This is a genomic window from Robbsia sp. KACC 23696 (assembly GCF_039852015.1).
In the GTDB taxonomy this organism is placed as follows: Bacteria; Pseudomonadota; Gammaproteobacteria; order Burkholderiales; family Burkholderiaceae; genus Robbsia.
Genome location: NZ_CP156627.1, coordinates 1,138,216 through 1,151,669, shown reverse-complemented (window position 1 = coordinate 1,151,669; position 13,454 = coordinate 1,138,216). Strand labels below are relative to the sequence as shown.

Below are 13,454 nucleotides of genomic sequence, written 5' to 3'. Positions count from 1 at the left end.
ATATCCCCATGGCACCTCGCACGCTTTACCAGAAACTCGTCGACGCGCATCGCGTCGGGGACATCGACGCGCAAAACATCTTGCTGTACGTCGATCTGCACCTGATGAACGAATACACCAGTCCGCAGGCGTTCAGCGGACTCGCCGAGCACAGTCGGCCGGTGCGCCGGCCCCGCCAACAAATGGCGGTCGTCAGTCATATCATTCCGACCCATGCCGAATCCCCGCGGGTAATACGGGACGCGGCATCGCTGCTACAGGCGAACAATCTGGCACGCAATTGTCAGGAGGCTGGCATCCGCCTGTTCGCGCCCGACGACCCCTTGCAAGGCATCGAACACATCGTTGCACCGGAACTCGGTTTGATCCGTCCTGGGATGGTGGTGCTGTGCGGCGACAGCCACACCACGACTTATGGCGCGCTGGGTGCACTTGGCTTCGGCATCGGCACCTCCGAGGTCGAACATGTACTGGCCACGCAAACGCTTGTCTATCGACTGGCCGATACGATGCGCATCACGATCGACGGTGCCTTGCCCTATGGCACCGCGTCGAAGGATGTGATCATCTGGGTGATCAGCCGCATCGGCGCGCAGGGCGCACGCGGCTATGCCGTCGAGTTCGACGGCTCGACCATCGCCGCGTTATCGGCGGAAGCGCGCATGACCTTATGCAATATGACCGTCGAGGCCGGTGCCCGCGCCGCGCTGATCGCGCCCGATGCCACCACGCTCGACTATGTGCGTGCGCATGCACGAACGCTCGACGACAGTACCTGGCAGGCCGCCTGCGCGGATTGGCAGGACCTGCATAGCGATGCCGGCGCCCGCTTCGACGCCGAATATCATTTCGACGCCGGCGCGATCGCTCCGTTCGTCACGTGGGGCACCAGTCCCGATCAGGCCATCGCGATCGACGCCACGATTCCGGAGGCGCGGCTGCAAACGACGCCGGAAGCAGCGGCATCCCTGCATCGGGCGCTGGACTATATGGGATTGACCGAGGGCGAATCGCTGGCGGGGAAGCCGATCCATCGCGTTTTTATCGGTTCCTGTACGAATGGGCGCATCGAAGACTTGCGCATCGTGGCCAATTTGGTACGGGGCCGTCGCGTCGCGCCGGGCGTGCGGGCGATGGTTGTCCCGGGTTCCGGATCGGTACGCCGGGCGGCCGAACAGGAAGGCCTGGCGCGCGTGCTGCAGGACGCGGGATTCGAATGGCGCGAGCCGGGCTGCTCGATGTGCCTCGCGATGAACGACGATGTACTCGATGCCGGCGAGCGCTGCGCCTCGACCACCAATCGCAATTTCGAAGGCCGACAAGGCCGGGGCGGCCGCACCCATCTGATGAGCCCCGCGATGGCGGCAGCAGCAGCCCTCACCGGTCGCATCACCGATGTCCGCACGCTGGAGACGCACGCATCATGAGTACACTCGACATCATCCAGGGCCCGGCCCTTCCCTTGCCGATCGACAACCTCGACACCGACCAGATCATGCCGAAGCAGTTCCTGCGCATTATCGACAAGGCCGGTCTCGCAAAGGGGTTGCTCTACGATCTGCGTTTCGACGAACACGGTGCCGCGCGGCGCGATTGCGTCTTGAACCAGCCCGGGTACGCAGGCGCGTCCATTCTGATCGGCGGTGCCAACTTCGGCTGCGGATCAAGCCGCGAACATGCGGTGTGGGGGTTACAGCAATGGGGCTTCCAGGCGGTGATCGCGCCGAGTTTTGCAGAGATCTTCTACTCGAACGCAATGAACAATCGGCTGCTGCTCGTGCCCTTACCGCGCGAAACGATCGACGCCTTGTTACGTCAGGTGACGCTGGCGACGCAGGAAGCGAATACGCCAGGGACGCATTCTGGAATGCCCCATTCCAAACCAATCATCACGATCGACCTGACGCATCAACGGGTGACTGGCCCCGATGCGCAACACTACGACTTCCCCATCGGCGCACGCCACAAGCGAATGGTCCAGGAAGGGATGGATACGATCGACTTGACGCTCGCCTCTCTGCCGGAGATCGAAGCGTTCGAAAGTCGGCATTTCCATCAACGCCCGTGGTTGCAGGTGATGCAGCCTTAATGCGCGATGCCTGCGGCTTTCGCCCGCGCGCCGTGCAGTTTCTTATAGCTATCGATCAAGCGGGCGTGTCGATCGAGTCCCTCCAGCTTCATGCTGGTGGGAGTCAGTCCATAAAAGCGTACGCTGCCCGCCACCGAACCGATGGCGGCATCCATTCGATCGTTGCCGAACATCCGGCGGAAGTTGGCCTCATAGTCGTCGAGTTCCAGCGCATCGTCGAGCTGCACCTCAAGCACGACATTCACCGCCTGATAAAACAATCTGCGCTCGACGGTGTTGTCGTTGTACTGCAGGAAGGCTTCCACGCGCTCTTTTGCTTCGTCGAACTGCTGCAAGGCAAGCTGAATCAGCAACTTCAATTCGAGAACGGTGAGTTGGCCCCACTCGGTATTCTCGTCGAATTCGATCCCGATCAACGTCGCGATATCGGCATACTCATCCAGCTCGTTATTCTCCAGCCGATCCAACAGCGCTTCGAGGGCGTCCTCGTCCAGCTGATGCAGATTCAAAATATCGGCACGGAACAAGAGCGACTTGTTCGTGTTATCCCAAATTAAATCCTCGACCGGATAAACTTCTGAATACCCCGGCACCAGAATACGACAGGCGATGGCGCCCAGTTGATCATATACGGCCGTGTAGACTTCCTTGTCCAGGCCCTCGAGAATGCCTAACAAGGTCGACACGGCTTCCGCATTGGCGTGCTCGCCCTGTCCGGAGAAATCCCACTCGACGAATGCATGATCCGCCTTCGCACTGAAAAAGCGCCACGAGACGATGCCGCTGGAATCGATGAAGTGCTCGACGAAGTTATTGGGCTCCGTCACGGCATCGCTGACAAACGTCGGCTGCGGCAAATCGTTCAGGCCTTCAATACTGCGTCCCTGCAGCAACTCGGTCAGGCTGCGCTCCACCGCCACTTCCAAGCTGGGATGCGCACCGAACGACGCAAAGACACCCCCCGTGCGGGGGTTCATCAACGTCACGCACATCACCGGATACACGCCGCCGAGCGACGCGTCTTTTACCAGCACCGGGAAGCCCTGCGCCTCCAATGCCTCGATCCCGGCCAAGATGCCAGGGTATTTTGCCAGCACGTCCTGCGGCACGTCGGGCAAAGCGATTTCACCTTCCAAAATTTCGCGTTTCACTGCCCGCTCGAAAATCTCGGACAAGCATTGCACCTTCGCTTCGACCAATGTGTTGCCGGCACTCATGCCATTGCTGACGAAAAGGTTCTCGACAAGGTTCGACGGAAAGTACACGGTCTCGCCATCCGACTCCCGCACGAAGGGCAGTGAGCAGATGCCGCGCGCGGTATTGCCGGAGTTCGTGTCGTACAGGTGCGAGCCGCGCAGCTCACCGTCGGCGTTATAGATCGTCAGGCAGTACGCATCCAGAATCTCTTTCGGCAGCGCGTCCTTGCGACCCGGCTTGAACCAACGCTCATTCGGATAATGGACAAACGGTGCATCGGCGATATCTTCGCCCCAGAACGCGCCCGCATAGAAGTGGTTGCAATTCAGACGCTCGATATACTCACCGAGCGCCGAAGCCAAGGCGCTCTCCTTGGTCGCGCCCTTGCCGTTGGTGAAACACATCGGCGAATGCGCATCGCGAATATGCAAGGACCAGACATTCGGCACGAGATTGCGCCACGACGCGATTTCGATCTTGATGCCGATCGCCGCCAGAATGCCCGTCATATTCGCGATGGTTTGTTCCAGCGGCAAATCCTTGCCCGCGATATACGTGCTGACGTCCGACGCCGGCGTTATCGACAGCAGCGATTGCGCATCCGCATCCAGATTCTCCACTTCCTCGATGACGAATTCGGGACCCGCTTGCACCACTTTTTTCACGGTGCAACGGTCGATCGAACGCAAGATGCCCAAGCGATCTTTTTCGGAAATGTCCGGCGGCAACTCGACCTGAATCTTGAAAATCTGCTGGTAGCGATTTTCCGGATCGACGATATTATTTTGCGACAGACGAATATGTTCGGTGGGGATATTGCGCGTCCCGCAATACAACTTCACGAAGTACGCGGCACACAGCGCGGAAGAAGCCAGAAAATAATCGAAGGGACCCGGCGCGGAACCGTCGCCTTTATATCGGATAGGCTGGTCCGCCACGACGGTGAAGTCGTCGAACTTCGCTTCGAGGCGCAGCTTATCGAGAAAATTGACTTTGATTTCCATGCTACAGGATCCTAAATTGCTACTTTATATTGGGCGGCAGCTGCCGCCTGAAGCGCATGCGTATTTGACGAGGCAGCTAGAAAGCTAGCCGACAGGGAGAGAAAACGAGGTAGGTGATTCGCTGATCTTGACGCCCGCATTGTATCGCATGCGTGCCCGACGCCATCTCACCGTCCCTTCCCGCAGACCATTGGCGTCCGGTGCGAGACCGTCCACAAGGTCTGGCCGGCGGCGACACGCGCTGCCCGGCGAATTCGCGCATGGCGCGCTGTCGCGTGTGCCGACCGAATCAGTTGGGGTGAGTCAGGATGAAAATCGGATTCGGTCCGGGATCCGGACTTATCTTGAAAATAAGGAAGGCGGCCGCCACTGCGACGCACGAAACGAAAATGAAACGGTGCACAAGGCGCCCCCGGTAGGAAGGCCCGAGTATAGCATTGCGACCTCGGCACGCGACGTCGATGCGATCGCATCCGTCATGCGCCCGACGTACACGTTCGTAGCAGCACCTCGCGAATCCAGCGATGACTCGGCGCGTGATGCGTACGCTCATGCCAGGCGACGGTTTTCGTGAAACCCGGCACGTCCACCGGCGGCGCGAATACGGCGACATCCGGCACGCCGATCGATAAGCGTTTTGGGACGACCGCGATCAAATCGCTGGTTCGGAGGATATGCGGCAGTACCAAAAAACTGGTCACCGAGACCGTGACGCGGCGCGCACGCCCCACTCTCGCCAACGCCTCGTCGGTCACTCCCGACACGCCCCCGCCGGTGTAGGAAACCAGTGCATGATCGAGCGCACAAAAGCGATCCAAGGACAGCGCGGGCTGTTTCGCATCGGGATGGCCGGCGCGCATCATGCAGACATATTGTTCGTCGAATAAACGGCGCGCGTGTAGATCCGGCGGCGTCGTTTCCGGGGTGATCAGCGCCAGGTCGACTTCGCCGCGTTGGAACTGTTCGTGCAGACGCTCGGGATTGACCGGCAGCACAACTGTCCTGATATCGGGCGCCCGTTCGCGCAGCGCGCTCAAGAATGGCACGACGACAGCGCTCAGCGCGTAGTCGGTCGCCGCGATCGTCAACGTCATTGCCGCAGTGGACGGATCGAAGGATGGTGGCTGAAGCATTGCCTCGACGTCAGCCAGCATCTTCTTTATCGGACCCTCCAGTGCCAACGCCCGTGCCGTGGGCACGATGCCGCGCTGGGTGCGTATGAACAAGGGGTCGCCAAAACTTTCGCGCAAACGCGTCAGCATGGCGCTGACCGCCGGCTGCGTGAGCGACAGCCGTTGCGCCGCACGGGTCACGTTTCGCTCGTCGAGCAGCGCATCCATCGTCTTCAGCAAGTTCAAGTCGATCATTCTGTCATCACTTGGGTGAATATCAGCAATAATCATATTCGATTGGATTTATTTCAGGAAGCGCTCCATCATTTGCCTCTACATCTCGTAAGTCGGGCGCCATCGTGTCACCACGATCGACCGATTCGCGAGCATTTATCCGATTCCGTAGGAGCGCAACCATGCACGAAATCTCTTGGCCCGAGGGCTATTTGCCCGGCACCACCGACAACTTCGTATCGAACGAGATGATTATCGCGGGGCTGCAGGCCAGCGACGTCTGGCCCTTTCTCGAAAATGCACCGCTGTGGCCGACCTACTACGCCAATTCCGCCGACGTACGCTTTTACGACGGCAAGGGCCCGCTGCTCGAAAACGGCGCGCGTTTCTTTTTCAGCACGTTTGGCTTTCCTGTCGAAGCGCAATGTAATGAATTCGTAGCGCCGACTGCAACGACACCGGGCCGTGTCGCCTGGCACGGCTGGGCCGGCGAAACGGGCACGCCAGAACGCCTCGACGTGCACCACGCCTGGCTGATCGAAGATCTGTCCGGCGGTCGCGTGCGCATTCTGACGCAAGAAACGCAAAAAGGCGGCCCGGCAGCGGATTTGGCAAAGGCACGCCCCAACCCGATGCTGAACGGTCATCAGGAATGGCTGGACGGCCTCATCGACGCTGCACGCAAGCGCAAGCAATAAGGCGCACGCCGGCGGGTGGTCTGGGGTCCGCCGACGATCTGCTTATCTCCGCATAGCGGGTCGATGCGAACACGCGCTAACTGACCTCGACTAGGCACCAAAACCGCCATCGATCGTGTGCATCGCACCTGTCACGAAGCCGGCTTCCGGGCCTGCGAGCCACGCGACCATCGATGCGACTTCATCCGAGCGACCGTGTCGTTTGAGCGCCATGAAGCTGTGCATCAGATCTTTCATCGGGCCGTCGGCGGGGTTCGCTTCGGTGTCGATGGGCCCGGGCTGGACGACATTGATCGTGATGCCACGCGGCCCGAAATCGCGCGCTAATCCGCGCGCAAGACCCTGCAGCGCCGATTTGCTCAGTGCGTAGGACGCCATGCCGGGAATAGGCATTCTGTCGCCATTGACTGATCCGATTACGATAATGCGCCCGCCTTCGGGCATTTGCCGTGCCGCTTCGACCGCGGCATGATAGGGCGCGTGCACATTGATCCGGAGGAGCCTGTCGATGACGTCGGGGTCCTGCTCCAATGCGTCGCCGAATACGGCGATCCCCGCGTTCACGACCAAAATGTCCAGGGGGCCGCTCGCTCGCACCTGGGCGATCACCGCGTCACGATCGGCACTGTCTGTCACCACTGCCGTACTGCCAGTGTCGCTCGCCAGTTGTTCCGCCGCTTGGCGCGACCCGGCATAAGTAAACGTGACCGCCGCGCCTTCCGCCGAGAAACGACGCACGATCGCGGCACCAATTCCCCGGCTTCCGCCTAGGACCAAGACGGTCTTTCCTTTGAATGCGGACATCGGATTGCCTCCCACCATTAATGTAGTATTATTTACATAATAGACGTTTCACCTCGTTCGTCAATGAATTTTGTAAATATGGTTACAGATAAGCCGAGATCGCGCGGACGGCCTCGCCAGTTCGATCTCGACGAAGCCGTCGCTGTCGCGCAGCAAATGTTTCACACTCGTGGATTCGACGCGGTCAACATCACCGATTTGACCGATGCGCTCGGCATCAATCCGCCCAGCTTCTATGCCGCGTTCGGCAACAAGGCCGGCCTCTATACGCGCGTGCTTGCGCGCTATGCCGCCAGGGATGCGGTGCCTTTGTCGGATCTTCTGCGGGACGACCGTCCGGTGGCCGAGTGCCTAGGCGCAGTGCTCGAGGAGGCCGCACGACGATACGCGGCGAGTCCCGATGCGCGCGGCTGTTTGGCGTTGGAGGGGATGCACAGCACGGATTCGGATGTCCACAATGCCAGTTGCGCGGCCAAGGCTGCCGCGGAGAACGTCATTCGCCGTTACATTGCCGCCCGCCATCGTCAGTCCGCGGACGCACTGACGGATTTCGTCAGCACTACCATGGCGGGCCTCTCCGCCCAGTCTCGCAACGGCTATGACCTGAGTCGCCTGCTCGCCACGGCCCGCCTCGCACGCCTGGCGTTGACGCATGCGCTATCGGACGAGGGATGCGGGGAATAGTGGCGCAGTTCGCCTGAGTGATGGCGCGGTTTGGCTGAAAAGTGGCGCGGTTCGTGCGAAACTGCGCCACTTTTTCACCGATTAACTGGCGCAGTTTGGGAAACTGCGCCAATCTTGCGATGTCACTCGCAGGACATTTACTGACCACGATTCGTGGGTCTGACAAAGGAATAATCTTGCTTTAAATCGTGGCCTGAACGACATGGGATGTGCCGAAGGACGAACAGGCTGACGCCGAGGCATTGATTGTCGAAGAGTTAAGGCGTTTGCACGAAGGGGTATTGGCCCGCTATGGATTGCGGCCATCCGATTACGTGGCGTGGAAGAAGGCGCGCCGCCACTGAAGGCACGATCGCGTCTTCAATCATCGATTCGATCGCCCCTTGTTACCCCGCGATACACGTCCGACCCGGGTCATGCCCTTCGCGCCAGCCCTCAATCAAAGAGCCATTTCGAGACAAGTTTCGTGTAGCGCGGCATGACGACATACACCATCATCGCGACAACGGCGGCCGCGACGATGGCACGACTCAACAGCAGCGTTCCCAACAGGGGCACGACGGTAAATAGCGGCCTGAGAAGATAGGGAATCACCACGGTCAACGGGAAGATAGCGGACCAGGTCAGCAACCATTGCTTCCATCTTGTCGGATGTTTGACGGGCGCGTCTTTCGGCGTGAACCAGAACTCCAACCCCGTACGCGTCTCGTAGCGATCGCCCTTGGGCAGAAAGGGCGACATTTTCGCGAGCATTTCCCTACGCTGCGTCGATTCCATCCACCCGCTAAGCTCTGCAAAGCTGGCGAAACGGATTATGACCGTATAGTTCGTCAAGCCGGATACAGGCCGTATTACATCGGTCGATAAATATCCCGGGAATGCCATGCAGGCCACCCGTATCTCGGTCAGCCAGGCTTCGTACCGGCTTTCTGCGCCCAGCGCAATTTCATGCGAGATGATCGTGGTGACGATGCCACTTGATTCACTGTTGTCCACTATCGCGCGTTCCTGGTTTGGATTTTGATTCTGTAAAAATCGACTAGCGCGATTCTTACAGAAAGCACGCGCGCGTGCACTTAAGGAGACGGCGGTACGCTCCGCCGTCAGCTTTTCTACGCCACCGCCTCGAAGACATAGCCGGCGTCGCCGCCGTCCCGAACGTGACCGATGCCGGGGAACGGCAAGTGGGCACCGCCGACCAATTGGCCGCTTTTAGCCAGTTCGCTGAACATTCTCCAGTGCTGCATACGGGCCTCGTCCTTATTAGAGTCGTATCCGATCGCGACCTCGGGGTGCGGAAATTGCACCGCTGCCACATGCACGATATCGCCCCAGAGCAGCATCTGCTGCCCGTCGCTCGTCACTTCGTACATCGTGTGACCGGGCGTGTGCCCATAAGCCGGTCTGGCGGTGATGCCGTTTCCAAGCGCCGTCTCGCCGTCGAACAAGGCCAGCTTCTTTGCCTTGTGATAGGGCGTCAGCGATGCCATGGCGAAATCGAAGCCGCGCTTCCCGGCCTCGGGCGCGGCCGCCCGTTGCGTGGGGCTCAGCCAGAAATCCGCATCCGCGCGACTCACCCTGACAATCGCGTTCGGGAAAGCGCGTTGATTGCCATTCATCAAACCGCCGGCGTGATCGGTATGTAAATGCGTCAGCAGCACTTCCGAAATCTGCTCTGGCGCATACCCGGCTGCGGCGAGATTCGCCTGCAATTTTCCGAAGTTGGGGCCGATAAGCGAGCCGCCACCTGCATCCACGAGCACGACCTTCACGCCGTTATCGATGACGAACGCGTTATGGGAGGTCAGCACCGTCTCGCCCAGCGATTGGCTGCGCAATGCTTGTTCGATGAGATCTTTTCGGCCCTGCAACAGTTGCATGGCGGGCATCGGGCCCTGACCGTCCGACACAACCGTCACTTTCACGCTGCCCACCTGCAATCGGTGATACCCCGGCGCGTCGGTATGCGGCAGATCGTCCGCATAAGCGCTGCCGACCGGCAACAGCGATCCGAACAACGTACTCCCCACACACATACACGAAGCCGTCATAAAAGCGCGGCGCGATGCGTAAAACGGTTTTCCATCACTCATGACATCGTCCTTTCAAGACATAACATTGCGCGGGACAGCAGGATGGCAATAGGATCGCAGAATACGCCGCAATCCGCTTTGGCGCATCGCGCCTCGTGCGATCCACCCCTTCACACGCCGTTCACGCCGGCACCAGCGTCTCCCCGTCCGCACGGGGCGTAATCGACAAGACCGCGTCCACATCTGGCGCATCGTCCTGCCAGGGCAGCAGAAAGTGTCTCGCATAGTCACGCCAGACATCGGAGGAAATAAAGAGATCGAGGAGATCCGGATCGAGGTGGTTGTCGCGCTTCATCTGCCCCATGATCCGGAACGCCTCGCTCAAAGGCTTGGCTTTCTTGTACGGTCGATCGCCCGCGGTCAACGCCTCGAACACATCGGCAATCGCCATCATGCGCGCAATCGGGCTCATCTGATTGCGCGTCAGTCCCCGGGGATAACCGCCGCCATCCATCTTTTCATGATGGCCGCCGGCGTATTCCGGTACACGCTTCAGCGCCCCCGTCAGCGGCAAGCCTTCGAGCATGACGATCGTCCGCGTGATGTGGCGATTGATCTCGAAACGCTCTTCCCCCGTCAACGTACCGCGCCCGATCGACAGATTATGCAGTTCGCCCAGATTCATACGGCTCGCCAGCGGCCGCATCGTAAAGCCGAACCGCTCCTCGCGGTCGCTCAGTGCATTCGGCTCATGCGGAATGACATGTTCCTCGCGATCCGCCAGCAAAGGCTCTTCCACTGGCAGCGTCGAGCCGCGGCGATGCCGCGTACGACTTCGCTCCATCCGCGCCCGCTCGTCGCGCGACGTGCCCAATGTATCGTCGAGCGTGCGCATCCAGCGACGTTGCCCGATCGATTGCAAACGCGCCAGATCGTCGGGGCGCATCGACTCACTGCCTTCGTTGCAGTTCGCGACGAACGCGAAATCGTCGTCCAGCGATGCCAGCATCCGGTCACGCGTCGCCCGCGCATGCGACTCCGATTCACCGCTGGCCACCGCGCGCCAATAGTCGGTCTGCGCGTGCGCCTTCATCACCTCGAAACGCGTCCGAATCTCGTGGATGCGATTCGACAGCGTCTCCAGCTTAGTCGCCTTGTCGATTACGTATTCCGGCGTCGTCAGCTTGCCGCAATCGTGCAGCCAGCTCGCCACTTCCACCGCCTCCCAATCATCCGGGGTCAACGTGAAATGGGCATAGGGGCCCTGCTTTGCCTCGCAGGCCGCTTGCGCCAGCCCTTGCATCAATACCGGCACGCGCTGGCAATGCCCGCTCGTATGCGGCGACTTCGCGTCGGTGGCCTCCGCGATCATCCGTACCACGCCGTCGAGCAATGCCTTACGGGACTTCAACAAGAGCGCCGTTTCCAACGCGATCGCGGCATTGCCGGCAAGCGCGCGCGCCAGATCGAGGTCACCCGGCGCGGCGCGCCGCTTGCGCGCGCCCGATGTGTCGGCATCCATGTTGCCCATGCAGAGCAGCAATCCGCCGATCAACTCGTTCGAGCGGTTTCGCAAGGCGATGACCTGCAGTCGTGACGACGGCACGTCCGCCGCGGCGCTGGGCCCGTTTCCGTTCGTCAACGCCGCCAGCAGCGGTTCCCCTTCGTGCGCCGCGTGACGCTCGGCGTTCGCGTCGCCGGAACGGCCGGACCACCGAATCGGCCAATCCAATTGCGTGGCCGCATGCCGCTGCAGCGCATCGCGTATCCGCTCGCCCAGGCCCCCGGCAACGGTATCGACGACCATCCCTTCCGTCCCGAACGCATGGGCGATCGTCATGGCGAGATTCATCGGGCCGCCCGGGGCGTCATACGTGCCCTTGGCATTCACCTGCGTGCCGGTACGCGCGCCAATGCGAAAATGCACGCCGTCGTCCTCAGTCAGCAAAATGACCCCGCCCTCCGCGCGCGTGGCATGCACCGTCTCATCGAGCAAGCGCGCCAACAAGCGGTCAGGATCGCGTTCCGCGGCGAGCGTCCGGCCAATTTCGACGAAGCGTTGCAGCGTCGCGCCGGCGCGATGCAAGGCACCGGACAAGGTCGCGATCTCCGTGACCGACGAGCGCTGTTCGCGCATCGCACCGGGAAAATCGAAGGCATTAAGCGCTTCCGCCTGTTTCGAGATGGCGACGAGGGGGCGGCTGACGCGGCGCGCCGTAAAGCGGATGACGACCAGCAGCACGAGCACCGCAAGCAGACTGATGGCCTCCAGATAGACGACGAGGCGTCGCGCACCGGTCAGCACTTCGTCGTCGGGCGTCGCCAACACGACTCGGAACGTCCAGCCGGATGCGCGTACCGGCATCACGCGCATCGTCCAAAAATCACTGCCGAGCTGAATGCGTTGCGGATTATCGGGATAGCTCGTGTCGTGGGCGGCGCGCATCATCCGACGCACGATCGGCGCGACGGTACGCCCCGTACCGAGCGTGGATGTCACCGTCGACACCGGTTGGAATGCTTGCGAAGCGGCCTCGATGCCCGGCACGCCAGACGCGGGAAGGTCAGCCGCATCCGCTGTCCTGGCATCGTCCAAAGCGCCTCCCAGAGCGAAGCCGGTATCGCCCCCTTCCACACCGCCCAGCGCATCCGCCGGCGTTTCGGTCTCGCGCGGTAGCATCAAGGCACTGTCGGTCGAGGCCAGTACATCGCCAGCCGCGTCGACGATCAGCAATTCGGTACCGGGCGTATTACGCAGACGCAACAGCTGTGTGGAGAGATCGGCGAGGCTCAAATCGATGCCGACGACGCCGCCACCATCCCGCAAACGTCGTGCAAAGGTGATGCCGCGCTCTTCGGTAGCGTAAAACCAATAGGGGTCGGTGAGGATCGGCGCGCTTTGCGCGCGGGCCTTCCGATACCAGTCACGGCCGCGCGGATCGTACAGCAGCGACAGCGGGCGCGATACCCGGATCGGATGCAAGGACGCGTCGAGAAAGGTCAGTGTGGCCGCGGCAGTCGCCACGCCCGCACGCGAAGACGGATCCTCCGATGCCGGCGCGATCCGCTCCAATAGGAATCGCGCCGCTTCCGGCGCATTCAGGTTGAGCCGCGCCACGCTCGACGACAGCCGGCGCAGCAGGACGAAGCCCCCATCGTCATAGCCGATATAAATCGCGGAAACCACGGGCATCGCGTCCAGCACGACGCGCATCCGCTCGGTAAACGACGGCTGCGATGCGTTGCGATAATTCGTATCCTGGGGGTCCGAGATGAGCAGCGTACTGAGTACATCGACCGAGGCCAAACTCTTGTCGACCGCCGCGCCGCTCTCGCTGGCCATATGTGAAAACAGCGTCTGCGACGCACGATCGACGATGGACACGGTCCGGCTATTGACGAATAGCACGATCCCCAGCAGAACGAGTAAGGCCGTAATCCCAAAAACCAGCGTCAGATGCGTGTCTAGCCGTCGTTTCGACAATAGGGAAAACGGCCTGGGCCAGCGTGTCATGGTCTCTCGCTCTATGTGCATGCCACCACCCCGCAGTGCGGCATGTCTTCCGAAACGGCTCAAACGGCCTTTTTGGCATTCTTTC

The 13,454-nt window shown here is 60.9% G+C and carries 11 protein-coding genes; 5 read left to right on the top strand and 6 right to left on the bottom strand.

Annotated elements, in window-relative coordinates; genetic code table 11:
- Positions 1–8 precede the first annotated feature (8 nt).
- Positions 9–1,427 carry a 3-isopropylmalate dehydratase large subunit gene (gene leuC, locus ABEG21_RS19650; protein WP_347557106.1) on the top strand — a complete coding sequence of 473 codons (1,419 nt, stop codon included), beginning with the start codon at positions 9–11 and terminating at the stop codon, positions 1,425–1,427.
- The gene (gene leuD / locus ABEG21_RS19645; protein WP_347557105.1) at positions 1,424–2,089 is read left to right on the top strand and encodes a 3-isopropylmalate dehydratase small subunit; all 666 of its coding nucleotides are present in this window, start codon (positions 1,424–1,426) and stop codon (positions 2,087–2,089) included. Before leuC ends, leuD begins: the two co-directional genes overlap by 4 nt.
- Here leuD and ABEG21_RS19640 read toward each other — a convergent pair.
- Both ABEG21_RS19640 and ABEG21_RS19635 read right to left on the bottom strand, forming a co-directional pair.
- Entirely contained in the window at positions 2,086–4,290 is a 2,205-nt protein-coding gene (locus tag ABEG21_RS19640) for an OsmC domain/YcaO domain-containing protein (RefSeq protein WP_347557104.1), read from the bottom strand. The two genes, leuD and ABEG21_RS19640, sit on opposite strands and share 4 nt — an antisense overlap.
- Before the next feature lie 476 nt (positions 4,291–4,766).
- Positions 4,767–5,657 (bottom strand): LysR family transcriptional regulator, encoded by an 891-nt coding sequence (locus tag ABEG21_RS19635; protein ID WP_347557103.1) that lies wholly within the window; start codon positions 5,655–5,657, stop codon positions 4,767–4,769.
- A 161-nt stretch (positions 5,658–5,818) separates the two neighbouring features.
- On the opposite strand from ABEG21_RS19635, the gene ABEG21_RS19630 reads away from it, so the two are divergent.
- Entirely contained in the window at positions 5,819–6,334 is a 516-nt protein-coding gene (locus ABEG21_RS19630) for an SRPBCC domain-containing protein (RefSeq protein WP_347557102.1), read from the top strand.
- Positions 6,335–6,424: 90 nt separating this feature from the next.
- On the opposite strand, the gene bdcA is transcribed toward ABEG21_RS19630, so the two are convergent.
- Positions 6,425–7,138, bottom strand: coding sequence for an SDR family oxidoreductase (bdcA, locus tag ABEG21_RS19625; RefSeq protein ID WP_347557101.1), 714 nt, complete (start codon positions 7,136–7,138; stop codon positions 6,425–6,427).
- A 63-nt stretch (positions 7,139–7,201) separates the two neighbouring features.
- Here bdcA and ABEG21_RS19620 point away from each other — a divergent pair, with 63 nt between their 5' ends.
- Both ABEG21_RS19620 and ABEG21_RS19615 read left to right on the top strand, forming a co-directional pair.
- Positions 7,202–7,822: a TetR/AcrR family transcriptional regulator gene (locus ABEG21_RS19620; RefSeq protein ID WP_347557100.1), complete on the top strand. Its 621-nt coding sequence runs from the start codon at positions 7,202–7,204 to the stop codon at positions 7,820–7,822.
- Positions 7,823–8,031: 209 nt separating this feature from the next.
- Positions 8,032–8,166, top strand: coding sequence for a hypothetical protein (locus ABEG21_RS19615; protein WP_347557099.1), 135 nt, complete (start codon positions 8,032–8,034; stop codon positions 8,164–8,166).
- A 91-nt stretch (positions 8,167–8,257) separates the two neighbouring features.
- Here ABEG21_RS19615 and ABEG21_RS19610 read toward each other — a convergent pair whose 3' ends face one another.
- The 3 genes from ABEG21_RS19610 to ABEG21_RS19600 all read right to left on the bottom strand — a co-directional run bounded on the left by ABEG21_RS19610 (position 8,258) and on the right by ABEG21_RS19600 (position 13,369).
- Entirely contained in the window at positions 8,258–8,818 is a 561-nt protein-coding gene (locus tag ABEG21_RS19610; RefSeq protein WP_347557098.1) for an antibiotic biosynthesis monooxygenase, read from the bottom strand.
- Between the two features lie 116 nt (positions 8,819–8,934).
- Positions 8,935–9,915 (bottom strand): MBL fold metallo-hydrolase, encoded by a 981-nt coding sequence (locus ABEG21_RS19605; RefSeq protein WP_347557097.1) that lies wholly within the window; start codon positions 9,913–9,915, stop codon positions 8,935–8,937.
- Positions 9,916–10,036: 121 nt separating this feature from the next.
- A complete protein-coding gene (locus tag ABEG21_RS19600) occupies positions 10,037–13,369 on the bottom strand; it encodes an HD domain-containing phosphohydrolase (RefSeq protein ID WP_347557096.1) in 3,333 nt (1,110 codons plus the stop codon).
- Between the last annotated feature and the right edge of the window lie 85 nt (positions 13,370–13,454).